General features: G+C 34.6%; 26 protein-coding genes. 8 read left to right on the top strand and 18 right to left on the bottom strand.

The genetic code is table 11. From position 1 onward, the window contains the following. Positions 1–13: 13 nt before the first annotated feature. From rpsC to rpsL, 11 genes are all read right to left on the bottom strand, one after another. Positions 14–763, bottom strand: coding sequence for a 30S ribosomal protein S3 (gene rpsC / locus ACFPTQ_RS14495; RefSeq protein WP_278036365.1), 750 nt, complete (start codon positions 761–763; stop codon positions 14–16). A 7-nt stretch (positions 764–770) separates the two neighbouring features. After that, on the bottom strand, positions 771–1,181 hold the full coding sequence (gene rplV / locus ACFPTQ_RS14490) for a 50S ribosomal protein L22 (protein ID WP_278036366.1): 411 nt from the start codon (positions 1,179–1,181) through the stop codon (positions 771–773). 8 nt (positions 1,182–1,189) lie between these two features. Then, positions 1,190–1,468, bottom strand: coding sequence for a 30S ribosomal protein S19 (gene rpsS / locus ACFPTQ_RS14485; protein ID WP_024981511.1), 279 nt, complete (start codon positions 1,466–1,468; stop codon positions 1,190–1,192). A gap of 7 nt (positions 1,469–1,475) precedes the next feature. Further along, on the bottom strand, positions 1,476–2,300 hold the full coding sequence (gene rplB / locus ACFPTQ_RS14480; protein ID WP_278036367.1) for a 50S ribosomal protein L2: 825 nt from the start codon (positions 2,298–2,300) through the stop codon (positions 1,476–1,478). Between the two features lie 20 nt (positions 2,301–2,320). Then, complete coding sequence (gene rplW, locus ACFPTQ_RS14475) at positions 2,321–2,611, bottom strand: 50S ribosomal protein L23 (protein ID WP_278036368.1); 291 nt, start codon at positions 2,609–2,611, stop codon at positions 2,321–2,323. A 6-nt stretch (positions 2,612–2,617) separates the two neighbouring features. Beyond that, complete coding sequence (gene rplD / locus ACFPTQ_RS14470) at positions 2,618–3,247, bottom strand: 50S ribosomal protein L4 (protein WP_278036369.1); 630 nt, start codon at positions 3,245–3,247, stop codon at positions 2,618–2,620. Further along, positions 3,247–3,864: a 50S ribosomal protein L3 gene (gene rplC, locus ACFPTQ_RS14465; protein ID WP_379778388.1), complete on the bottom strand. Its 618-nt coding sequence runs from the start codon at positions 3,862–3,864 to the stop codon at positions 3,247–3,249. Before rplC ends, rplD begins: the two co-directional genes overlap by 1 nt. A gap of 154 nt (positions 3,865–4,018) precedes the next feature. Beyond that, positions 4,019–4,324 (bottom strand): 30S ribosomal protein S10, encoded by a 306-nt coding sequence (gene rpsJ, locus ACFPTQ_RS14460; RefSeq protein WP_007803605.1) that lies wholly within the window; start codon positions 4,322–4,324, stop codon positions 4,019–4,021. 11 nt (positions 4,325–4,335) lie between these two features. Next, a complete protein-coding gene (gene fusA / locus ACFPTQ_RS14455) occupies positions 4,336–6,492 on the bottom strand; it encodes an elongation factor G (RefSeq protein WP_278036371.1) in 2,157 nt (718 codons plus the stop codon). Between the two features lie 11 nt (positions 6,493–6,503). Beyond that, positions 6,504–6,980, bottom strand: a complete 477-nt coding sequence (gene rpsG, locus ACFPTQ_RS14450; protein ID WP_026714651.1) for a 30S ribosomal protein S7 — start codon at positions 6,978–6,980, stop codon at positions 6,504–6,506. A 67-nt stretch (positions 6,981–7,047) separates the two neighbouring features. Continuing rightward, a complete protein-coding gene (gene rpsL / locus ACFPTQ_RS14445; RefSeq protein ID WP_007136570.1) occupies positions 7,048–7,431 on the bottom strand; it encodes a 30S ribosomal protein S12 in 384 nt (127 codons plus the stop codon). Positions 7,432–7,821: 390 nt separating this feature from the next. Here rpsL and ACFPTQ_RS14440 point away from each other — a divergent pair, with 390 nt between their 5' ends. The 3 genes from ACFPTQ_RS14440 (at position 7,822) to rlmB (ending at position 13,081) form a co-directional block, all read left to right on the top strand. Further along, positions 7,822–10,884 carry a SusC/RagA family TonB-linked outer membrane protein gene (locus tag ACFPTQ_RS14440; RefSeq protein WP_379778385.1) on the top strand — a complete coding sequence of 1,021 codons (3,063 nt, stop codon included), beginning with the start codon at positions 7,822–7,824 and terminating at the stop codon, positions 10,882–10,884. 17 nt (positions 10,885–10,901) lie between these two features. Beyond that, on the top strand, positions 10,902–12,281 hold the full coding sequence (locus ACFPTQ_RS14435) for a SusD/RagB family nutrient-binding outer membrane lipoprotein (RefSeq protein ID WP_379778383.1): 1,380 nt from the start codon (positions 10,902–10,904) through the stop codon (positions 12,279–12,281). A gap of 65 nt (positions 12,282–12,346) precedes the next feature. After that, positions 12,347–13,081 (top strand): 23S rRNA (guanosine(2251)-2'-O)-methyltransferase RlmB, encoded by a 735-nt coding sequence (rlmB, locus tag ACFPTQ_RS14430; protein ID WP_379778381.1) that lies wholly within the window; start codon positions 12,347–12,349, stop codon positions 13,079–13,081. 44 nt (positions 13,082–13,125) lie between these two features. On the opposite strand, the gene ACFPTQ_RS14425 is transcribed toward rlmB, so the two are convergent. After that, positions 13,126–13,887: a rhomboid family intramembrane serine protease gene (locus ACFPTQ_RS14425; protein WP_379778379.1), complete on the bottom strand. Its 762-nt coding sequence runs from the start codon at positions 13,885–13,887 to the stop codon at positions 13,126–13,128. Positions 13,888–14,085: 198 nt separating this feature from the next. On the opposite strand from ACFPTQ_RS14425, the gene ACFPTQ_RS14420 reads away from it, so the two are divergent. After that, positions 14,086–15,363, top strand: a complete 1,278-nt coding sequence (locus ACFPTQ_RS14420) for a replication-associated recombination protein A (protein WP_379778377.1) — start codon at positions 14,086–14,088, stop codon at positions 15,361–15,363. A 107-nt stretch (positions 15,364–15,470) separates the two neighbouring features. On the opposite strand, the gene ACFPTQ_RS14415 is transcribed toward ACFPTQ_RS14420, so the two are convergent. Continuing rightward, positions 15,471–16,223, bottom strand: coding sequence for a hypothetical protein (locus ACFPTQ_RS14415; RefSeq protein ID WP_379778375.1), 753 nt, complete (start codon positions 16,221–16,223; stop codon positions 15,471–15,473). A gap of 89 nt (positions 16,224–16,312) precedes the next feature. Continuing rightward, positions 16,313–16,999, bottom strand: a complete 687-nt coding sequence (locus ACFPTQ_RS14410) for a YjjG family noncanonical pyrimidine nucleotidase (protein ID WP_379778604.1) — start codon at positions 16,997–16,999, stop codon at positions 16,313–16,315. 266 nt (positions 17,000–17,265) lie between these two features. Here ACFPTQ_RS14410 and pxpB point away from each other — a divergent pair, with 266 nt between their 5' ends. The 4 genes from pxpB to ACFPTQ_RS14390 are packed head-to-tail and all read left to right on the top strand — an operon-like array spanning position 17,266 to position 20,883. Further along, a complete protein-coding gene (gene pxpB, locus ACFPTQ_RS14405) occupies positions 17,266–17,985 on the top strand; it encodes a 5-oxoprolinase subunit PxpB (protein WP_379778373.1) in 720 nt (239 codons plus the stop codon). Continuing rightward, a complete protein-coding gene (locus ACFPTQ_RS14400; RefSeq protein ID WP_379778371.1) occupies positions 17,982–18,959 on the top strand; it encodes a biotin-dependent carboxyltransferase family protein in 978 nt (325 codons plus the stop codon). The genes pxpB and ACFPTQ_RS14400 overlap by 4 nt, the downstream gene beginning before the upstream one ends. Further along, positions 18,956–19,702 carry a 5-oxoprolinase subunit PxpA gene (locus tag ACFPTQ_RS14395; RefSeq protein WP_379778369.1) on the top strand — a complete coding sequence of 249 codons (747 nt, stop codon included), beginning with the start codon at positions 18,956–18,958 and terminating at the stop codon, positions 19,700–19,702. Before ACFPTQ_RS14400 ends, ACFPTQ_RS14395 begins: the two co-directional genes overlap by 4 nt. 2 nt (positions 19,703–19,704) lie before the next feature. Next, a complete protein-coding gene (locus ACFPTQ_RS14390; protein WP_379778367.1) occupies positions 19,705–20,883 on the top strand; it encodes an NRAMP family divalent metal transporter in 1,179 nt (392 codons plus the stop codon). A 40-nt stretch (positions 20,884–20,923) separates the two neighbouring features. Here ACFPTQ_RS14390 and radC read toward each other — a convergent pair whose 3' ends face one another. From radC to ACFPTQ_RS14370, 4 genes are all read right to left on the bottom strand, one after another. Then, the gene (radC, locus tag ACFPTQ_RS14385; protein WP_379778365.1) at positions 20,924–21,616 is read right to left on the bottom strand and encodes a RadC family protein; all 693 of its coding nucleotides are present in this window, start codon (positions 21,614–21,616) and stop codon (positions 20,924–20,926) included. Between the two features lie 83 nt (positions 21,617–21,699). After that, a complete protein-coding gene (locus tag ACFPTQ_RS14380) occupies positions 21,700–22,014 on the bottom strand; it encodes a GIY-YIG nuclease family protein (RefSeq protein WP_379778363.1) in 315 nt (104 codons plus the stop codon). Between the two features lie 149 nt (positions 22,015–22,163). Then, a complete protein-coding gene (locus ACFPTQ_RS14375; RefSeq protein WP_379778361.1) occupies positions 22,164–23,519 on the bottom strand; it encodes a UDP-N-acetylmuramate--L-alanine ligase in 1,356 nt (451 codons plus the stop codon). 44 nt (positions 23,520–23,563) lie between these two features. After that, positions 23,564–24,262: a tetratricopeptide repeat protein gene (locus ACFPTQ_RS14370; protein ID WP_379778359.1), complete on the bottom strand. Its 699-nt coding sequence runs from the start codon at positions 24,260–24,262 to the stop codon at positions 23,564–23,566. Positions 24,263–24,267: the final 5 nt, after the last annotated feature.

Genomic DNA, 24,267 nt, shown 5'->3' with positions numbered 1-24,267 from the left:
TTTAATTTAAAAATTACTTTCTTTTACGAGCGTCTGATTTTCCACCTTTAGAAAAGTTAGATTTTCCACGAGGAGCATCACCACCTTTACCACTAGATTGTTTTTTGTCCATTCCAGCAAGTGGAGATAATTCTCTCTTTCCGTAAACCTCACCTTTCATGATCCACACTTTAATACCCATTCTACCGTAAGTAGTATGTGCCTCAGCAAGTGCATAATCAATATCAGCTCTGAAAGTTGACAAAGGAATTCTTCCTTCTTTGAAACCTTCTGAACGTGCCATCTCAGCTCCATTCAAACGACCAGAAATCAAAACTTTGATACCTTCAGCGTTCATACGCATAGAAGCAGCAATAGCCATTTTGATTGCACGTCTGTAAGAAATACGGCTTTCGATTTGACGAGCGATGCTTGTTGCAACTAAATAAGCATCTAACTCAGGTCTTTTAATTTCAAAGATGTTGATTTGAACCTCTTTGTCAGTAACTTTCTTAAGTTCTTCTTTCAACTTGTCTACCTCTTGACCTCCTTTACCAATGATGATACCTGGACGAGCCGTAGTGATAGTAACGGTTACAAGTTTTAAAGTTCTCTCGATAATTACTTTAGATACACTAGCTTTTGATAAGCGAGCATGTACATACTTTCTGATTTTGTGATCTTCAGCGATTTTATCACCATAATCATTTCCACCATACCAGTTTGAGTCCCATCCTCTGATGATACCAAGTCTATTTCCAATTGGATTTGTCTTTTGTCCCATCTTGTTATTAATTTGCTTGTGTGTTATTAATAGCTCCTAACACGATTGTTACGTGATTAGAACGTTTTCTAATTCTGTGTGCACGACCTTGCGGAGCTGGACGAAGTCTTTTCAACATCATTCCACCATCTACTCTGATCTCTTTAACAAATAATCCAGCTTCTTCTAAACTAGCTTCACTATTTTTTTGCTCCCAGTTGTTGATTGCAGATAATAATAGTTTTTCTAATTTTCTTGACGCTTCTTTAGAACTGAATCTCAAGATGTTAAGTGCTCTTTCTACCTTCTGACCTCTTACCAAGTCCGCTACTAAGCGCATTTTTCTAGGTGAAGTAGGGCAGTTATTCAATTTTGCGAAAGCAATAGACTTATTAGCCTCTTTTCTCGCATCTGCTGTTTCTCTTTTACGAACTCCCATTGCTTCTTTTATTTTTTACCTTTATTTTTTGCTCCAGCATGACCTCTAAAAGATCTAGTTGGTGAAAATTCTCCTAATTTATGTCCTACCATATTCTCAGTTACGTAAACAGGTACAAATTGACGACCGTTGTGAACTGCGATAGTTTGTCCAACAAAGTCAGGAGTAATCATAGAAGCTCTAGACCAAGTCTTAACCACTCCTTTATTTCCACCTGCGATGTTTTCTTCAACTTTCTTCTCTAATTTATAATGAACGAAAGGTCCTTTTTTTAATGAACGTGCCATATCTTAATTATTTCTTTCTACGTTCTACGATATACTTATTACTCGGATTTTTCGGAGAACGAGTTCTATAACCTTTAGCTGGTACTCCATTTCTTGAACGTGGATGTCCTCCAGAAGAACGACCTTCACCACCTCCCATTGGGTGATCAACAGGGTTCATCGCTACTGGTCTTGTTCTTGGTCTTCTTCCTAACCATCTAGTTCTACCTGCTTTTCCAGATACCACTAATTGATGATCTGAGTTAGAAACTGCTCCAATTGTAGCTGAACAAGTTAACAAGATCAATCTTGTTTCTCCAGAAGGCATTTTAATTGTAGCATATTTTCCATCTCTTGCCATTAATTGAGCAAATGTTCCAGCTGAACGAGCAATTACAGCTCCTTGACCTGGACGTAACTCAATACAAGAGATTACAGTTCCCAAAGGAATTTTACTCAATGGTAAAGTATTACCAATTTCTGGTTGAGCCTCAGCACCAGAAACTAATTTCTGACCAACTTTCAAACCATTTTGAGCAATTACATACGTTTTTTCTCCATCAGCATAAGCTAACAAAGCAATAAAAGCAGTACGATTTGGATCGTATTCAATTGATTTCACTGTAGCTGGAATTCCATCTTTAGTTCTTTTGAAATCAATAATACGGTATCTCTGCTTGTGACCACCACCCGTATAACGCATGGTCATCTTTCCTTGACTATTTCTACCTCCAGAGTTTTTTATCGGCGCTATCAAAGAGCGTTCCGGCTTATCAGTTGTAATGGCGTCATAACCATTCACAACTCTAAATCGCTGACCTGCGGTAATAGGTTTTAATTTTCTTACTGACATTTTTATATCTTATTAATATCTTAGATATTGTTGTAAAAATCAATTGTTTCTCCTTCTTGTACTTGAACAAGTGCTTTTTTGTAAGCATTTGACTTTCCACTGATTAAACCACTTTTAGTGTATTTTGTAGTTCTATCCGGCCTTACGTTGATTGTGTTAACACTAACAACAGTTACTCCATAAGCAGCCTCAACAGCTTTCTTAATTTCAACTTTGTTTGCTTTTTTGTCAACTACAAATCCAAAACGGTTTAAAACTTCACTTTCTTTGGTTACTTTTTCCGTTACTATAGGTTTAATTATGATACTCATATCCTATTATTTACTTAAATTTTCTTCAATTACTCCCAAAGAACTCTCTAAAAGCACTAAATTATTAGCATTCAAAATAGCGTAAGTGCTTAATTCTGAGTTACTTACAACATTAGACGCCTTTAAATTACGTGACGACAAATATACATTTTTATTGGTATCACCCAATACAAATAATGATTTTTTATTTTCTAACTCTAAAGCTTTCAAAACGTTAATGAAATTTTTAGTGCTTGGAGTTTCAAAATTAAAGTCTTCAAGAACGATAATGTTCGATTCTTTAGCTTTTATCGAGAACGCTGATTTTCTAGCTAAACGTTTCAAGTTTTTATTCAATTTGAATGAATAACTTCTTGGTCTAGGTCCAAAAATAGTTCCTCCACCTTTAAATACAGGTGACTTAGCAGATCCTGCACGAGCAGTACCTGTACCTTTTTGCTTTTTAATCTTACGTGTACTACCAGCAACTTCAGCTCTTTCTTTAGCTTTATGAGTTCCTTGTCTTTGATTAGCAAGATATTGCTTCACATCAAGATACACAGCGTGATTATTTGGCTCAATTGCGAATACTGAATCAGAAAGTTGAACTTTTCTTCCAGTATCTTTTCCGTTGAAATCTAATACTTTTACTTCCATTACTTCTGAATGATTACATAAGAGTTATTATGTCCAGGAACACATCCTTTAATAACAAGTAGGTTCTTATCAGCCACTACTTTTAAAACTCTAAGGTTTTGAACTTTTACATTTTCTCCTCCTGTTCTTCCAGCCATACGCATTCCTTTGAATACTCTAGATGGATAAGAAGAAGCTCCTACAGAACCTGGCGCTCTCAAACGGTTATGTTGACCATGTGTAGCTTGTCCAACCCCACCAAATCCGTGACGTTTCACAACACCTTGAAAACCTTTACCTTTAGACACACCTTGTACATCCACAAATTCTCCTTCTTCAAAAATAGAAACATCTATAAGATCTCCTAATTTTTGTTCAGTTGCAAATTCTTTGAATTCAACGACTTTTTTCTTAGCAACAGTTCCAGCCTTTTTAAAGTGACCTAAAGCCGCTTTTGTGGAATGTTTCTCGTTTTTGTCATCGAAACCAAGTTGCAACGCTTCATACCCGTCAACCTCTTTGGTTCTGACTTGGGTAACAACACATGGACCTGCCTCAATAACAGTACAAGGAATATTCTTCCCGTTCTCATCAAAAAGACTAGTCATGCCGATTTTTCTACCAATTAACCCAGACATAAATATTAATTATTAATTATTAAATATAAAAACAGAACACAATCGTTTAAGTGAGCTGTTTTTAAAAGTGGTGCAAAAGTATAACTTATTTACACACAATCCAAAAAAACTTTTCACTTAAACGAAGTGCTCTAATTTACTCTTGAAAAAAAACTTAAACTTTGATTTCTACTTCAACTCCACTAGGTAACTCTAATTTCATCAAAGCATCGATAGTTTTAGATGAAGATGAATAAATATCAATTAATCTCTTATATGACATTACTTCAAATTGCTCTCTAGCTTTTTTATTTACGTGCGGAGAACGCAATACTGTAAATAATTTTTTGTGAGTTGGCAAAGGAATTGGCCCTGTTACCACTGCTCCGGTAGTCTTAACCGTTTTTACAATCTTTTCAGCAGACTTGTCTACCAACATATGATCGTAAGATTTTAATTTTATTCTGATTTTTTGACTCATTTTCTTAAAGATTAAGCGTTTCCTTTTGCTTTTTTAATTACTGCTTCTGAAATATTAGCAGGTGTTTCTGAATAGTGAGAGAATTCCATTGTAGAAGTTGCTCTACCAGAAGACAATGTTCTTAATGTAGTAACATAACCAAACATTTCTGATAACGGCACATCTGCTTTAATAGTTTTTGCTCCATTTCTATCACCCATGTCATTAACCTGACCTCTACGACGGTTAATATCACCAACGATATCTCCCATGTTTTCTTCTGGAGTAATTACTTCCATTTTCATAATTGGCTCAAGAATTACAGCTCCAGCAGCTTTAGCCACCTCTCTATAACCCATTCTAGCAGCTAATTCGAAAGAAAGTGCATCCGAATCCACCGGGTGGAAAGATCCGTCTAACAATGTTACTTTCAAACTATCAACTTGATAACCAGCCAAAGGACCTGTTTTCATAGCTTCTCTGAAACCTTTTTCAACAGCAGGAATATATTCTTTAGGAACGTTACCACCTTTTACTTCATTAACAAACTGTAATCCAACAAATGGTTTACCATCAACTTCATCAGCAGGCTCTACTCTAAATACGATATCACCGAATTTACCACGACCTCCAGATTGTTTCTTATAAACCTCTCTATGTTGAGCAGATTTTGTAAACGCTTCTTTATATTCTACTTGAGGCTCACCTTGGTTTACTTCAACTTTAAATTCACGTTTCATACGATCCACTAAGATATCTAAGTGAAGCTCACCCATACCAGAGATAATTGTCTGACCAGAAGCCTCATCAGTTCTAACTGTAAATGTTGGATCTTCTTCAGCTAATTTAGCTAAAGCCATACCCATTTTATCTACGTCAGCCTTAGTTTTAGGCTCAATAGCAATACCAATTACCGGCGCAGGGAATTTCATAGACTCAAGAATAATTGGGTGTTTTTCATCACACAATGTATCTCCAGTTTTAATATCTTTAAATCCAACAGCCGCTCCAATATCTCCAGCCTCAATATATTCGATTGGATTTTGTTTATTAGCGTGCATTTGATAGATACGAGAAATTCTTTCTTTGTTTCCTGAACGAGTGTTCAAAACATAAGAACCAGCATCTAATCTTCCTGAGTAAGCACGGAAGAAAGCTAAACGACCTACGAATGGGTCAGTAGCAATTTTAAACGCTAAAGCAGCAAAAGGCTCTTTAACATCTGGCTTACGCAAAATTTGAGTTTGATCTTCTTCTAATAATTCAGCATCATCTGGATGAATTCCTTTAATACCTTCTTTATCTAATGGAGATGGCAAGTATTTACATACTGCATCTAACATGAATTGAACCCCTTTGTTTTTGAAAGAAGAACCAGCAATCATAGGAATGATAGCCATATCCATAACAGCAGCTCTTAATGCAGTGTTAATTTCTTCTTCAGTAATAGAGTTCTCATCTTCCATATACTTATCTAAAAGATTCTCGTCATAAGTAGCGATTTCTTCGATAAGGATAGAACGATAATGCTTCACATCATCAATCATATCAGCAGGAATATCAACAATATCAAAAGTAGCCCCTTGAGTAGCATCATGCCATACAATAGCTTGATTTTTCACTAAATCAACAACTCCTTTGAAATCATTTTCTTCTCCGATTGGTAAAGTAATTGCAACAGCATTAGACTTCAACATATCTTTTACTTGTTGACATACAGCCAAAAAGTTAGATCCTTGACGGTCCATTTTGTTCACAAACCCCATACGAGGCACTTTATACTGATCAGCTAATCTCCAGTTAGTTTCTGATTGAGGCTCAACACCATCAACAGCAGAAAACAAGAAAACTAACCCATCTAATACACGTAAAGAACGGTTTACCTCTACAGTAAAGTCAACGTGCCCAGGAGTATCGATAATATTAAAGTGATAAGGCTTAGACTCTGGCAAAATTTTCCCTTGTTCAGTTGGGAAATTCCACTCACAAGTTGTAGCAGCAGAAGTAATTGTAATACCTCTTTCTTGCTCTTGCGCCATCCAGTCCATTGTTGCAGCACCATCGTGCACCTCACCAATTTTATGTGATTTACCTGTATAAAAAAGAATACGCTCAGTTGTTGTTGTTTTACCAGCATCAATGTGAGCCGCAATTCCAATATTTCTTGTATATTTTAAGTCTCTAGCCATTTCTCTATGAATTAAAATCTAAAGTGAGAGAAAGCTTTATTAGCTTCTGCCATTTTGTGAGTATCCATTCTTTTCTTAACAGCTGCTCCTTCTTCTTTAGCCGCAGCCAAACACTCAGAAGCCAATCTTTGAGCCATAGACTTTTCATTCCTTCTTCTAGCATAAAGGATTAACCATTTCATTGCCATAGAAATTTTTCTGTCTGGGCGAATTTGCATTGGAATTTGGAATGTAGCTCCACCAACTCTACGACTACGCACTTCTACGTGAGGCATAACGTTTGTTAAAGCATCTTTCCAGATTTCTAATGAAGTTTTCTCGTCATTTTGCTTTTTTGTTTCAATGATATCAATTGCATCATAAAACACTTTAAAAGCTGTAGATTTTTTACCATCCCACATTAAGTTGTTCACAAAACGTGTTACCAATTGATCATTAAATCTTGGATCTGGTAAAAGAGGTCTTTTTTTAGCCTGTCTTTTTCTCATGTCTTTTTTTTAATAAAACATTAAACACTTATAAGTCATTAGACTTATAAAAGATTAATTTTTTAAATTACTTTTTTGCTTCTTTTGGGCGTTTAGCACCGTACTTAGATCTTCTTTGCGTTCTTCCAGCAACACCTGATGTATCAAGTGCACCACGAACGATGTGATATCTAACTCCTGGTAAATCTTTTACCCTTCCACCCCTAACTAATACTATCGAGTGCTCTTGTAGATTGTGTCCTTCTCCAGGGATGTAAGCATTCACTTCATTACCATTTGTCAAACGCACACGCGCAACTTTACGCATAGCTGAGTTTGGTTTTTTTGGTGTAGTAGTGTAAACACGCGTACAAACCCCTCTTCTTTGAGGACAAGAATCTAAAGCAACCGATTTACTCTTCTTAGTTATCTGGGTTCTTCCAGTTCTTACTAATTGTTGAATTGTTGGCATAATTAATACTAAAAATTATTATGTAAATTGAATTCCCGCTTTTTACGGGGTTGCAAATGTATAAATTATTTTTTACTCTACAAATCTTAATTGATTAATTTTCAACAACATTAATTCCTACCTAAAAACAAAGAAAAGATTAGATTAACAGTGAATTAACTAAAAATTAAAGACAAGAAAAAAATCTAAAGCATTCACAAACAAGGATAATCTGATAAATTTTTAGAGATTTCAAAAAAAAGACCGTAATTTTATTATTTATATAACAATACGATTAAAAATTGTTATAATGTTAAATTTTGTATGCATGCATAAAAAAAACGTAATTTGATTTTGATTATTAACAAATTATTATGAATTTTGAAAATTGTAAACCATAAATCAATAAACATGAAATTAAAGTTCAATGGACTATTAATGCTAACCTTAGCATTGGTTACGCAAGTACTATTTGCGCAAGAAAGAATAGTTTCTGGTACAATTTCCGACAAAGCGGGGCTTCCACTACCAGGAGTAAGTGTACTGGTGAAAGGTACACAAAACGGCACTCAAACCGATTTTGACGGAAAATTCAAAATTAAAGCTTCTGAATCTCAAACACTAGTTTTTAGCTTTATTGGAATGAAAACTCAAGAAAGATCAGCCAGTTCTACAACAATCAATATCACACTTCAGGATGATGCAGTTGAACTAGAAGGTGTTGTTGTTACAGCGTTAGGAATAAAAAGATCTGAAAAATCACTTGGCTATGCCGTTTCAAAAGTTACTTCGGATGAATTAACTAAATCCGGAGAACAAAACGTCATTCAAGCTTTAGCAGGTAAAGCAGCAGGGGTTCAAATTATCGGATCAGGTGGTACACCTGGAACTTCTAGTAAGATAATTATTAGAGGTGTTAACACAATAACTAGAAGTTCAGACCCATTAATTGTTATTGATGGAGTTCCAATAGACAATTCAACTACCCAAACAGAAGCCGGAGACAACCCATTCAACGCTAATCTTTCAGGAATCAACAACTCCAACAGAGCCCTAGATATAAATCCTGAAGACATCGAAAGTGTTTCTGTATTAAAAGGACCAGCCGCTGCAGCCCTATATGGAGAGAGAGCTGGAAATGGAGTTATCATGTATACTACAAAAAAAGGGAAAGCTGGAAAAGGTTTAGGAATAGATATTTCAAATTCATTATCTATTGACAAAGTAAGTCAACTTCCTGAAAAACAATTAAAATACGTTCAAGGAACAAGTGCCACTGCAACGACAGTAAACCAAGGCACCCCTCAAAGCTGGGGACCAACTGCTGCAGCACTAGATATTCCAATGTACGACAACGTTAAAAACTTTTTTAAAGAAGGTATAACGTACTCAAACAATATATCTTTTTATGGAGGAAATGAAAACGCAACATATCGCGCATCATATGGTAATGTAACTCAAACAGGTATGATACCGAACACCAAACTAAACAGAAATACTTTAAGAATTACTGGTGACTTAAAAATGAGTAAGCATTGGAAAACAGGAGGAAGTTTACAGTACACTCACACAACAAACACACTTGTTGTAAATGGAAGTAATACTTCCGGAGTTATGCTATCTTTAATGAGAGCACCCGGAAATTATGATTTGCGAGATTATATAACTGCTGACGGAAAAAATAAAAATTATTTTTCAAGTTACGACAACCCTTACTATACAGTAAAAGAAAATCCTTCAACAAGTGATGTAAATCGAGTATTTGGTAATATGTTCTTAACATATACGCCTGTAGAATGGTTATCCTTAACTACTAAAGGAGGGATAGACACTTATTCAGATTATCGAAAACAAATTTTGGCAATATCTTCAAACAATGCTCCAAGTAAAGCGGGAGAAATTGCCTTAAACAACATAACCAACAAAGAATTCTATGCAGATTTCATAGCTAATGGTTATATACCACTAAATACTGATTGGTTCAAAATTAATTACACCACAGGTTTAAACTTACGTTCAAAACACAATACAGATGTGTATTCAAGAGGAAGATCACTATCTGTACCATTTGTATATAATTTGTCAAATGCTACAGATTTATACACTTCAAATTACGAAGAAAATATTATGTCTCGAGCTTTGTTTGGACAATTAGAGTTTGACATAAAAGACCAATTATTTATAACAGGTTCAGTCCGTAAAGAATGGTCTTCTACATATGGAACTTTTGCAAATAGCGCAACATTTCCAGCAGCTTCAGCTTCATGGATTACAAGCAATACTTTTAAAATGCCAGACGTTATTAATTTCTTAAAATTAACTTATGCATATGGCGAAGTAGGTATCGCCCCAAGCCCATATAGAACCATAAGTACTTATACTCAACCATTCATGACTGATGGATTTACTGATGGACTAAGTTTCCCTTATGATGGAGTTAACGGAATGACAGTATCTGGTTCATTAGGTAATCAAAACTTAAAACCCGAAATCGTTGTTGGACACGAAGTAGGACTAAGCACCAAATTATTAAATAACAGAATTACTTTAGATGCTAATGCATATTACAAAACTTCAAAAGACCTTTTAATCAATCTACCACTTCCTACATCTAGTGGTTTTGAACAGGTTTATCAAAATGCTGCAGAATTAGTAAATAAGGGATTGGAATTAGAATTAGGCGTAGATGTTTTTTCAAAAGAACAACCATTTCAATGGAACATCAATGCAAACTGGTCAAAAAACGAAAACGAAGTCACTGACATTTCTGGAAATTTAAGCGAAATTGAAATCGAAGCTGCTTTTGGTTCTATAGGTTACTATGCCGTAAAAGGGCAGCCGTTAGGGAGTTTTTATGGAACTAAATGGGCGAGAGATGAAAATGGAAATAAAATAATCGGTAGCGATGGAATTCCAATTTTAGCAGATGAAATTGGAAATCTAGGAACTTCTGCACCTAAATGGACAGCTGGTTTAAGAAACGCATTTACATATAAAAGAATAACATTATCTGGATTATTAGATTTTAGATATGGTGGCTCTGTATATAATGGAACACTTGCTAGATTGCACAACTTTGGTGTTTCTGCTGCTTCAGCTGACCGAGAACGTACTTATGTAATTGAAGGTGTAACTGAAGACGGTACTACAAATACTCAAGAAGTTTCTGCAAAAGATTATTACAGATTTTATCTAGGTGATGCAGGAGGAGCTGCTGAACAATTTGTAACTAAGGTAAACTGGGTTAGACTACGCGACATAACACTTAGTTATGATTTTAACGTCAAGAGATTTTCTTCCATCAATTCTGCCCAAATTTCATTTACTGGAAGAAACCTTTGGTTAAACACAAACTACAAAGGGGTAGATCCAGAAACAAGTTTAACTGGTGCGGGATCTAGAATAAATGGTCTTGATTATTTTAACAACCCAGGAAGTAAATCGTTTATAATGACCCTTAAAGTTGGCTTTTAATTTTAAACATGACTAAAATGAGAAAATATATAAAAAATATAATCCTGTCAATATTCAGCATTAGTATGCTAATTAGTTGTCAGAATGAATTGGATACCTTTAATGAGAATCCTAATGACCCTATTACAACAACTCCTTCACTACTTCTTGCAAGTATGCAAGTTTCTACATTTTCAAATCACACCACTGGGTTAGTTAGAACAGCAAATATACTTGATCAGCATTTAGCCGGAACTCTAGTAGGGCAACTTGGAGAAACACAACGTTATATTATTACTGAACAAGATGCCAATAACGAATGGAACACCATATATGGAACAACATTAATGAGCGGCTATTTACTAAACCGTGACTTTGCAACTAAATATCCGTATTACAATGGAATAGGAAAAATTTTAACCGCTTTGAATCTTGCATATGCTTCCGACATGTGGGGAGATGTTCCTTACGATGAAGCTTTTAAAGCTGAAGAAGGCATCAAAGCGCCTAAATACAATACACAGGAAGAAATCTACACAAGATTACAAACTATCCTTGATGAAGCAATCATCGAACTAAAAAAACCATTATCGGCTAATGTTTCTGTTCCTAGTTCTGATGACTTTATCTTTGGAGGAAAGACTGAAAAATGGATTAAAATTGCATACGTACTTAAGGCTCGATATGCATTAAGACTTTCACAGGTTGATACAGGTGCTGCACAAAAAGCACTTGATTACATTACATTGTCTGGCATATCTTCAAATAGTGATGATGCAAACACCTATTTCCCTGGTACATCAAACGGATTAAACCAATGGTATGCTTACGACGTAGATAGAGGAAATTACATGAAAATGGGTGCGTTTTTTGTAGATTACTTAGTTAACACCTCTGACCCAAGACTTGAGTTTTCAGTTGCAGAAAACAGTACAGGAGGTTATTCAGGAAACACTCCTGAAGATATAAATACAACAACTTCTTCTTACATAGGCCCTGCATATGCTAGCCCAACATCTCCAGTTGGCATAGTAACATATGCTGAAGCTAAATTCATTGAAGCTGAAGCTAAATTTAGGCTTGGACAAAATGGAGGTGCTCAAACAGCTTTAGAACAAGCTATTGCTGCTTCAGTATTAAAAATTACAGGAACAGCAGCAACCCCTACTTTCTTAGCACAAGCTACAGCAGGAATTAATTTAAATAAAATTATTACTCAAAAATATTTAGCTTTATTTTTAACACTTGAGCCTTATAATGATTTTAGAAGAACAGGCTTCCCAACATTAGTTGCAAATCAATTATCTTCTACAAAAATAATCCCTGTTCGTCTTCCAACACCTTCGGATGAAAGAAATTACAACCCAAATGCTACAGTAATTAGCAATACATCTACTCCTCTATGGTGGGATAAATAATAAAAAGAAATTGACATCCAATAACCGCTAGCTGACGCTAGCGGTTTTTTTTATATATTTGCGCCATGGAAAAAGAACATCAAATATTCGGGATAAGAGCCATTATTGAAGCAATTCAAGCTGGGACAACAATTGACAAAGTGTACATTCAAAAAGAAGCTTCAGGGGACTTGATGAAAGACTTAATGAAGGTAATGAAACGTGCCAATGTCAATTTCTCTTATGTTCCGGTTGAAAAACTAAATAAATTAACACCAAATAATCACCAAGGTGCAGTTGCTACCATCTCTCCTATTTCATTTTTCGATTTGGAAAATTTGATTGAAACAATAATTGAAAATGGTAAAAAACCACTTTTTTTAGTGTTAGACCAAATTTCAGATGCACGTAATTTTGGAGCCATTATCCGAACTGCCGAATGTACGGGAGTAAACGGAATTATCATTCAAAAATCAGGTTCAGCTCCTGTAAACGGAGATACTGTTAAAACATCAGCGGGTGCCGTTTTTAATATTCCTATTTGTAAAGTAGAACACATTAAAGATGCTATTTTCCTTTTGCAAGCTAATGGAATCAAAACTGTTGCGGCAACTGAAAAAACCGACAATACTATTTACAATATTGATTTTAGTGAATCAGTCGCAATTATTATGGGATCGGAAGACAGAGGAGTAAATCCGTCTGTTTTGAAAATTGTAGATGAAAAAGCTAAACTTCCCATGTTTGGAACAATAGGTTCTTTAAATGTATCGGTTGCTTGTGGTGCCTTTTTATATGAAGTCGTAAGACAGAGAAGCTAAGACATAAGATTATAGAATTTAGATAAAAGAAAAGCGAATTAGATTTAAGAATCTGATTCGTTTTTTCCTTTTTCAATGAAATCGTAATTCACATCATAATTGGATGAAAAGTAAGCACTAATGTCTTCTTCTGGATCTTCTTTTGGTGGATTTACAAAATTACCATTTTCATCAAATCGTTGCATAAATTTATCTTCAGCCGGATTATAATCGGGCATTTCCCATTCGTATTTTGGGACTTTTTTAAATTCGGGAGTTCCATAATACAACGCTAATCCCAAACCCGTAATAAGTCCCGACAAATGCCCCTCCCATGAAATGGTATCATCTACCGCCGGAAAAACATACCAAATCATTCCGCCATACATCATAATAACAGCCAGGGATAATGCTACCAAGCGATAATATTTGGTAAAAATCCCTTTGAAAAAGATAAAAGCAAATAACACATAAATGAGACCGCTGGCACCAATATGATAACTTTCTCTTCCAATACACCATGTTAAAAATCCTGAAAACAAAATTCCATAAACAATCACTCTTAATGATAAATTGGAATAAAAAAACTGTAATGCAGCCAACAATACTAAAAGCGGAATAGAATTATTGTATAGATGCATTAAATCGGCATGAATGAAAGGGCTAAAAATCACACCTTGTAAACCAGAGAAAGAACGAGGATAAATACCATTTTCTACAAAATCAAAGTCAAAACGGATTTGCAGCCAATAGACAAACCAGAGGGAAAACACAAAAAAAAGTGGAAGACCTATAACGACGTTTGTAAATTTAAAATGCTTATCCATTATTTGTTTTTTAAAAAATAAATCAATTATGAAACCAAAAACAATATAATGCTATTTTGTCATAAAGTTAATTCGGTTAAATAAATATTTGTTGATTTGCTTATTCTAATGTCATAAATTTGAATCTTCAAAATCTGATTTCAAAAATATTCTGATTGGTGATTGAAGATTAACGAATTTAGATTTCAGATCAAAAAAATGGAAGCACCTTTAGCAGAACGCATACGCCCGCAAAAATTAGACGAATACATCAGTCAATTACACTTGGTTGGTCCGAATGGCTCTTTGACCCAACAAATTGCCAAAGGAATTATCCCATCCTTAATTTTCTGGGGACCTCCGGGAACGGGAAAAACCACGTTGGCACAAATTATTGCTCAAGAATCGAAACGCCCTTTTTTTGTATTAAGCGCTATTAATTCGGGGGTAAAAGACATTCGTGAAGTGATTGACAAAGCCAAACAAAGTGGCGGACTTTTCACTGCTAAAAACCCTATTTTGTTTATTGATGAGATTCATCGTTTCAGTAAATCGCAACAAGATTCTTTGCTAGCTGCCGTTGAAAAAGGATGGATTACACTCGTAGGTGCAACAACCGAAAACCCAAGTTTTGAGGTAATCCCTGCTCTTCTATCCCGTTGTCAGGTTTATGTTTTAAATGCATTTACAAAAGCCGATTTGATTTCGCTTTTGGAGCGCGCTATGAAAACGGATATATATTTAAAAAACAAAAACATCCAACTCAAAGAAACTGAAGCTTTATTACGTCTTTCAGGAGGTGATGGCCGTAAACTATTAAATATATTCGAATTAGTAGTTAACGCTTCTGCAGGAGATGAAATCATCATAACAAATAATCGCGTTTTAGAATTAGTTCAACAAAATACGGTACTTTATGACAAAACGGGCGAACAACATTATGACATTATTTCGGCTTTCATTAAATCCATACGTGGCAGCGACCCTAATGGAGCCGTTTATTGGTTAGCTCGAATGATTGAAGGTGGCGAAGATGTAAAATTCATTGCCAGACGATTATTGATTTCGGCCAGTGAAGATATTGGGAATGCCAATCCTACAGCTTTAATTATGGCGAATAATACTTTTCAGGCAGTTACCACAATTGGTTACCCAGAAAGTAGAATCTTATTGAGTCAATGTGCTATTTATTTAGCCACTTCACCTAAAAGTAATGCTTCTTATATGGCTATCAATACAGCGCAGCAAATTGTTAAACAAACAGGGGATTTATCAGTACCTATCCATTTACGAAATGCACCTACTAGACTGATGAAAGAATTAGGTTATGGAGAAGAGTACAAATACTCCCATGATTATGCTAATAATTTTGCCGAACAGGAATACTTACCTGAAGAAATAAAAAACACCCCTATTTATGTCCCTGGAGAAAATGCCAGAGAAAAAACAACCAGAGAATTTCTTAAAAATCGCTGGAAAGACAAATATGGATATTAGAAGTTAGAAATTAGAAGTAGATATATAACAAAAACAGATTTCAGATTAGATGATTAACATTCTTAATCTGAAATCTGAAATCTGAAATCTGAAATCTGAAATCTGGACTAAAACTTAACGTTTACTTTTTCAGAAACTAATTGATCATTTTGATAATATTCAAAAAACCATTGGTTGTCTTTTTTAACTAAAACACCTTGCTGATTTCCTTTTTGAGCTAAAAATGAATTAGCATCAGAAGTTTTATAAATTTTCATTATCACTGATGGTTTACTATCAATCAACTGATAATTTCCTCCTGCTAATGGTTGAGCAAAAAGTACTTCATTTGGATCCAATACAACTTTTGTCTCAACATTAGACTGAACAGTATTTTCAATCTTAACAGCTGCAGGCTCTTTTACCATTTCGCTTTTTTGTTCTGTTGCAACGTTTGCACCTCCGTTATATTTATATTCTAGCGCATAAACGGACTCAAAAGCTTTATTCAATGCCTCATGATAGGCTACCTGATATTCTTTTTCTCTACTTGATCCTATTTCAGATTGATAAACAATTTTACCGTAACAATCTTTGAAAGTCAAGAACAATTTTGTAACTAAAAAACCATTTTGTTTTTCAATATTATAATTTAATACTGCACATCTATTGATTTGCTGTGGAATTATTTCGTTTGAATAATAAACTTCAAAACCTACTTTTTCCAAATTAAATTTTGACAAAGTAGACAATCGATATTGGTTTTCTGATTTCAAGAAATCAAATTTCAAAGGAACAACTACTGTTTTATAATCGTTTATAGACTGTGCTATTCCGAAACTAGATACTAGTAATAAAAGTAATAAAAACTGTTTTTTCATATTAATTTAATTTGAATATATTGGTTGTATTATAGAGTGTGATTTCTAAAAAAGTTGCTTGTAAAGCTAGTTTAAAAATTTTTATTTTTTTACAAATACTTTTTAAGTTCTAATAAATGATTTACTTGTTTGATGTTGCTGTTTACAGCTTCCTTATTTTCATTGAAATATATCGCATCAATCCCGGCATCCAAAGCTCCAAATACATCTGCTTCTATAGAATCCCCTATCATAATACTGGATTCTTTTTTGGCTTTCGCCAAATTAAGAGCGTATTCAAAAATAATAGGATTAGGCTTTTTAACCCCTGCCATTTCCGAATTAGTAATAGTAGAAAAATAGCAGCTCAAATTAGCGTTTTTGAGCTTTTTTTGTTGAACATGTGCAAAACCATTAGTTATGACATGAAGCTTATATTTCCCATTTAAATAATCCAAAATTTCATACGCACCATCAAAAAGATGGTTATTATCGGTCAACAAATCAATATATTCCTGAGAAATCAACTCTATATCATTGTCTGAAATTGAATAACCAATTGCATCAAAAGACAATTTCAATCGATCATAGCGCAATTGTTGATGCGTTATTTTATCGTATTGATACAGTTTCCAGCAGGATTGATTAATTGGAATGTATTGTTTTATAAAATCTTCAATTTGTACTTCCGGATGATTCCTGCTAAAAATAGTTTCAAAAGTAATTTTTGAATTTTTATCAAAATCCCAAAGCGTATGATCTAAATCAAAAAACACATCTTTAATATCCAAATTTATCATGTTTTACTCCCAATAAAATCTATTTTAACCATTTTTTCACTCTAAATAACTTCCTTGTATTAATTTATAAGCAAAAAACACCACTTCTTTTCAGTTCATCAATTTTTTTAACTTATTAAAACTCGTTCTTAGACTTCATCATAGCAATAAGTAATCAAATATAACAAATCCAAATCCGTACACAATATTGTGAAGGTAAATTAACAATTCACGAAATGAAGTATTTTTAAAAAACTTATATTTGTTGAAAACCTATTTGCATTTTGAATCAGGAATTTCAAATTTATTCATTGGGAGAGCAATCCCTAACTATTGAGTTAGGAAAAAAGATTGACTTAAATATTTATCAAAAAGTAACTGCTTTACAAGGGCTGATTAAATCCTTAGCTATACAAGGAATCACAGAAATGGTTCCCAGCTATTGTACGCTAACCATTCATTACGATCCTTATACAGTAAAAAACTATCTTCCTATTTCACCGGAAAGTATTTCACAACGCTTTAGCAATTATCTTCAACAAATTATAGGCAATTGGAATCCTGAAATTCTGGAAAACACAACTTCAGACTTGATTGAAATTCCGGTGTGCTATGACCCAAAATACGGTTTAGATTTGGAAGAAATGGCTTTATACCACAATACAACTGTTTCTAAAATAATAGAACTACACACGGCAACAATTTACAGCGTGTTTATGGTTGGATTTTTACCCGGTTTTCCATACTTGGGAATCCTTCCGGAATCGTTAGCTACTCCTAGAAAAAAACAACCGCGACTGAAAATGCCAGCAGGTGCGGTTGCTATTGGTGGAAATCAAACCGGAATTTACCCGATAGAAAGTCCAGGTGGCTGGAATATTATTGGACAGACTCCATTAAAAATTTTTGATAAAAAACGTTCAAATCCTTTCCTATTACAAGCTGGAAATCAAGTAAAGTTCGTTCCCATTAGTGTAGAAGAATTTGAAAATTACAAGCCATGATACAAGTATTACAATCCGGTATCCAAACCAGCATTCAGGATTTAGGTCGTTGGGGCTTTCAGTCTTTCGGGATTGCTGTGGGGGGAAGTTTGTGTCAATATTCTACTTCCATCGCTAATGTTTTGGTAGGAAATGAAACTGGGACTCCTGTTTTAGAAATCGTCCAATCACCACACCAATTTTTATTTGAAAAAGAAGCTTTAATTAGTTTTTCGGGTGGCGGACTAATTCCAAAAGTGAATGGAAACGAAATTCCATTGAACCAACCCTATTACATCAAATCTGGTTCTTTACTTGAAATTAAAAAGCCAAGTGATGGTTTCCGTCTTTATATGGCAATAGCCGGTGGATTTCAAGCCGATGAATTCCTAAACAGTTATGCGACTCATTTCGCAACAAAAAAAGGAGGTTTTCAGGGACGTGCTATTCAAAAAGGAGACAATCTGAGTATTTTGAAAGAACCAAGTCCAATTGCTCAAAATATTATACAAAGTTTAAAACAAGGAGCGTATTTCAAAATTAACGGAGCGGCTTTTGCCTTGCCCATTTCAAATGAAATTAGAGTTACAACAGGAGTTGATTTTGATTTACTTACCAATAAATCACAACAAACTTTAATTAAGAAACCATTCTCCATTTCTAATAATTCCAATCGAATGGGTTATCGCCTTGACGGAACAGCTTTAGAAACAAAAGAAAATATTGAGATGATTTCTTCGGCTGTAGCCAAAGGAACCATTCAATTACTTCCCGATGGTCAATTGATTGCTTTGATGCCTGATTGTCAAACCGTAGGAGGTTATCCAAAAATTGCACATATTATCACAACTGATATTTCTAAATGTGCCCAATTAAAACCTAGTGAATCTATTTTCTTTTCGATTGTTTCTTTGGCGGAAGCCGAAAAATTACTAGAAAAACAAAACCAACAAATTAAACTTTTAGAAACCCTTATTCTGCAACATTTTTCATGAAAAAATTTATAGACATCAATTGTGATTTAGGGGAAGGAATTGGTAACGAAAAAGAGCTCCTTCCTTTTATCAGTTCTGCCAATATTGCCTGCGGTTACCATGCCGGTGATGAAGATACTATGAAAAAAACTATTGAACTTTGCTTGGAATATGGTATTGCGATTGGCGCGCATCCTTCTTTTCCCGACAGAGCCAATTTTGGAAGAACTAATATGAATCTTCCTGCCGAAGAGCTACACAAAATAATGCTGGATCAAATTCATACTATCTCTAATATTGCAGCCAGTTTTGGAACAAAGTTACAACATGTAAAACCTCATGGGGCTTTGTATAATATGGCCGCAAAAGATTTTGAACTAGCTTACACGCTTACCCAATCTGTAAAAGAAATAGATACTCAATTAAGTTTTTTTGGTTTACCAAATTCTGAAATGGAAAAAGCAAGTAACAAATCGGGGATTCAATTTATCGGAGAAGCATTTGCCGACCGAACTTACCAAAACGACGGAACTCTGACACCAAGAACTAATTCTAATGCACTAATAGAATCGGAAACGGAAGCTATCGAGCAAGTACTTCAAATAATACAAACCGGAACTGTAACTAGTGTTTTAGGCAACAAAATTCCTTTGCGAGCCGAAACCATTTGCATACATGGCGATGGAAAACATGCGGTGCTTTTTGCCGAATCACTTTATAAGAAACTCAATCAAAACCATATTCAAATTAAACCATTACGATAAGCATGAAAAAAACATTTGATAAAAAAGCATTACTAGGTGCGGCTTTCCTAATGGCTACATCAGCGATTGGTCCGGGCTTTTTAACACAAACCACTAATTATACCAAAGAATTTTTAGCTAGTTGCGGGGCTATTATTTTGATTTCTGTACTCATTGATATTTTCACTCAATTAAACATTTGGAGAATCATTACTGTTAGTGGTAAAAAAGCATCCGAAATTGCTAATGAAATGCAATCAGGAATGGGGCATTTCCTGACGGTTTTAGTGGTTCTGGGAGGATTAGCCTTTAACATAGGAAACATTGCCGGAGCAGGATTAGGACTGAATGTTCTTTTTGGCATTAGCGTGCAACAAGGAGCTGCCATAAGTGCTTTAATAGCTGTTTTTATTTTCCTGATGAAAGAAGCTTCAAAAGCTATGGATTGGTTCGTAAAAATCCTCGGAATTACCATGATTGGAATTACTTGCTACATTGCCTTCATTACAAATCCTCCTATCAAAGAAGTCATCATTCGTTCGGTTTTACCTGAAAAATTAAGCTGGACTGCCATTGTAACCCTCGTGGGTGGTACGGTGGGTGGTTATATTACTTTTGCGGGAGCGCACCGATTATTAGATTCAGGGATTACAGGCATTGACAATCAAAAAGAAGTAAGCAGAAGTTCAGTAACCGCTATTTTATTAGCATCGGTAATGCGTGTAATGCTTTTCCTTGCTGCATTAGGTGTAATTATAAAAGGAGCTACGCTTAGCGCTGATAATCCTGCCGCTTCGGTATATGAATTTGCAGCCGGAAAAATAGGCTATAAAATTTTCGGATTGGTTATTTGGGCGGCATCAATTACATCAGTTGTAGGTTCAGCGTATACTTCTATTTCTTTTTTCAAAACCTTAAAACCTTCATTGGAAAAGAAAAGTAATATTCATATTGTGGTGTTCATTTTGATTTCTACCTTCATTTTTGTGTTGTGGGGTAAACCGATTGTTATCTTAATTTGGGCAGGAACTATTAATGGATTTATTCTCCCAATTTCATTAGGATTAATGCTTTTAGCAGTGAAAAAGAAAAGCATTTTTGGAGAATACAAACACCCTTTGTGGCTAACCATTACAGGCTGGTTTGTAGTAGCTATTATGAGCTATATGAGTGTAACCACTTTGATAGAACAATTAGCATAAAAATAAAAAACGCTCAACTAATCCATGATTATTTGGGCGTTTAAAATATTCCTTCATCTACAAAACTATAGTATTTTGTTTCAGTTACAATCAAATGATCCAATACTTTTATTTCTAAACTATCACCAGCCATTTTTAACTTCTTAGTAATTTGTTTATCGGCATCACTAGGAATTAAAGTTCCTGATGGATGATTATGGCATAATATCAAAGCGGTAGCTCCTTTTTCGAGAGCCATTTTAAAAACCAATCGTACATCCACTAAAGTACCCGTGATTCCGCCAACACTCAACTGCACTTTTGAAATTACTTTATTGGAATTATTCAAATATAAAATCCAAAATTCTTCGTGTGGCAATTCGCCAATTATAGGCTGCATCATTTCAAATACTGATTTGCTGGAAGTAATTTTAGTCAATTCGACGGCTTCCTCTGCCCTTCTTCTTCTTCCGAGTTCCATAGCAGCCATAATCGAAATAGCTTTGGCTTCGCCTATTCCTTTGAAATTCATCAACTGAGACATCGATAATTTTCCTAACGCATTCAAATTATTGGCTACACTGGATAAAATCCTTTTGCTTAAATCCACAGCCGATTCGTTCCTGCTTCCTGAGCCAATCAAAATCGCAATTAATTCGGCATCACTTAGTGCGCTTTTGCCTTTGAGCATTAATTTTTCTCTCGGCTTATCGTCTTCCGACCAATTTCTAATGGGGAAATGACTGTTTTCCATAGTAAAAGATTTAGTTTATATAATCTTAATTTGTAAATATAATACTAAAACCTTTACGCACAATCTTGTCATTCCGTAGGAATCTATAATCCAAAATGATTATTCCAAAACTCTAAGTTTGGATTTATTTCTTTAATCAAATTTAATTTCTTTTCTCTGGAAAGATTCTTTATTTCTTTTTCTCGCCCAATAGCTAATTGAATCCAACTGAATTTTTCAAAATAAATTAAAAAATGAACATTGTATTTAGCTGTAAAACTATTTGGATTTAACTTAGTTTCATGTTGCTGAAGTCTTAATTTTAAATTATTAGTAACACCAGTATATAAAACTGTTCTGTTTTTATTAGTTAAAATATAAACGTAATAAGTATAAATTCCTTCGGTGTACTCAATCATAACATTCAACTATTAAAATAAAAAAAGAGATTCCTACGGAATGACAAGATTGTGGATGTTTTTTTTTACACAAACTATAACCGTCCAGTTTGTCATTCCGTAGGAATCTCTGCTTAAAAATGAGTATTCCAAAAAAACAATCGAAAGGCTTATTGAATCAATCCTTTCACCTCATCAAAATTCAAACCTCCGTAATTTCCGGAACTCATCAATAACAAAGCCGAATTGTCTAAATTCATACTGAATAAATAATCTTTAAATTCTTTTGGATTCGTATAAATTATTAAATCCTGACGATTGAATGCTTTAGCGATTTGGTCATAAGTCACTTCTTCCAATTGCTTAATTTTTACTGCATCTGGCGAATAGAAAACCACAGCCACATCGGCATTATCCAAAGCCCCTTCATATTCTTTTAAAAACTCAGCATTCAAGCTACTGTAAGTATGCAATTCTAAACATGCTACTAAAGTCCTGTTTGGATATTGCTCTTTTACTGCTTTAGTTGTTGCTGCCACTTTACTTGGTGAATGGGCAAAATCTTTATAGGCAACTTTCCCTTTTCCTTCGGCAATTTTTTCTAAACGTTTAGAAGCCCCTTTAAAACTTGCTATAGCTTCATAAAAATCGGCTTCATCAACCCCCATATTTTGGCAAATCCATTTGGCACCAGCCAAATTATTCAAATTATGCGCTCCAAAAACTTCAATAGGCATTGCTCCTTCTGGTGTTTCCAATAGAGTTACACCATCGCTTACACTGTATTCAGGCGTATGATAGGCTAATTTTCGAATAGGACTTGTCGCTGCTTCTGCCACACGCTTTACTTCTGGATCATTTTCATTGTACACTAAAATTCCACCATTGGTAATTTTGCTTATAAAAATCTCAAACTGTTCTACATAGTTTTCATAAGTAGGGAATACATTGATATGATCCCAGGCAATTCCCGAAATCAAAGCAATATTTGGTTGGTACAAATGAAACTTTGGTCTTCTGTCAATTGGCGAGGACAAGTACTCGTCTCCTTCCAAAACCATAAAATCATTTTCTTCGGTGAGATGAACCATCGTATCAAAACCTTCCAATTGTGCACCCACCATATAATCTACTTCAATTCCATGATAATGCATTACGTGTAAAATCATGGAAGTAATTGTTGTTTTTCCGTGTGAACCTCCAATTACTACGCGGGTTTTATTTTTAGATTGTTCGTATAAAAATTCTGGATACGAATAGATTTTCAAACCCAATTCCTGTGCTTTCAACAATTCAGGATTATCCGCTTTAGCATGCATCCCTAAAATGATTGCATCAATATCCGCAGTAATTTTTTCTGGAAACCACCCTAGTTCGGCTGGCAGAATTCCTTTTTTTTCCAAACGTGATTTAGACGGCTCAAAGATAGCATCATCACTACCTGTAACCTGATATCCTTTATTATGTAAGGCTAAGGCCAAATTGTGCATAGCACTTCCACCAATAGCTATAAAATGTGTTTTCATATGAATAATTGATATTCGCTTAAGCGTAAATTGTATTTTTAAATTTAATTATCGTATCTCTTTTTATATTCTTCCAAAATCGATTTTGCCTTATCAGGAGATTTCATTTTATTGGCATATAAATTAGCCAGTTTTTGATAAGTCTTTTTTGAATTCCCTATTGAAATGGCTTTTTTGTATTGTTGTTCTGCCTTAGAATATCGATTAAAATGTTCCTCAATATGACCTCTTGACAAATAACCATCAACAGGAGAAATTTGCATTAATTCATTGGAATATTGAAGTGCTTTTTTTTCGCTTCCACCCAAAATACCTGGCAACTTTAAGTTTAATTCTATTAATGCCCACCTAGCTTCAATGTGTTTGGGATTTAGTTGTATCGCCTTTTCAAAATTAGACCGAACCTCATCAATCATCCCCAAGGCTTTGAATTTATTAACTTCGAGCGCCTTCATTCCTAAAGCACCACCGTATTTAAAACAATAATCAGCATCATTGGGCTTTATTCGTTTTAACTTACCATAATACTGTAAGGCGTCGTCCCATGATTTTTGATATCCAGCAATATCCCCTAAATATTCCAAAACCTTAACATTAGAAGGATTGGTTTGTACTATTTTTTCAAAAAGAACTTTAGAAGGCTCCCATTTTCCTTCTTTAAACAATTGTTGAGCTCTCTCAAAATCAGATTGAGAAAAAACCATAAGAGGAACCACCAAAAAAAGTAACCAAATTCTTTTCATGTTTC

The sequence above is a fragment of the Flavobacterium sp. GCM10022190 genome (genome assembly GCF_042656445.1).
GTDB lineage: Bacteria > Bacteroidota > Bacteroidia > Flavobacteriales > Flavobacteriaceae > Flavobacterium > Flavobacterium nitratireducens.
This window is presented reverse-complemented; position numbering and strand designations above follow the sequence as displayed.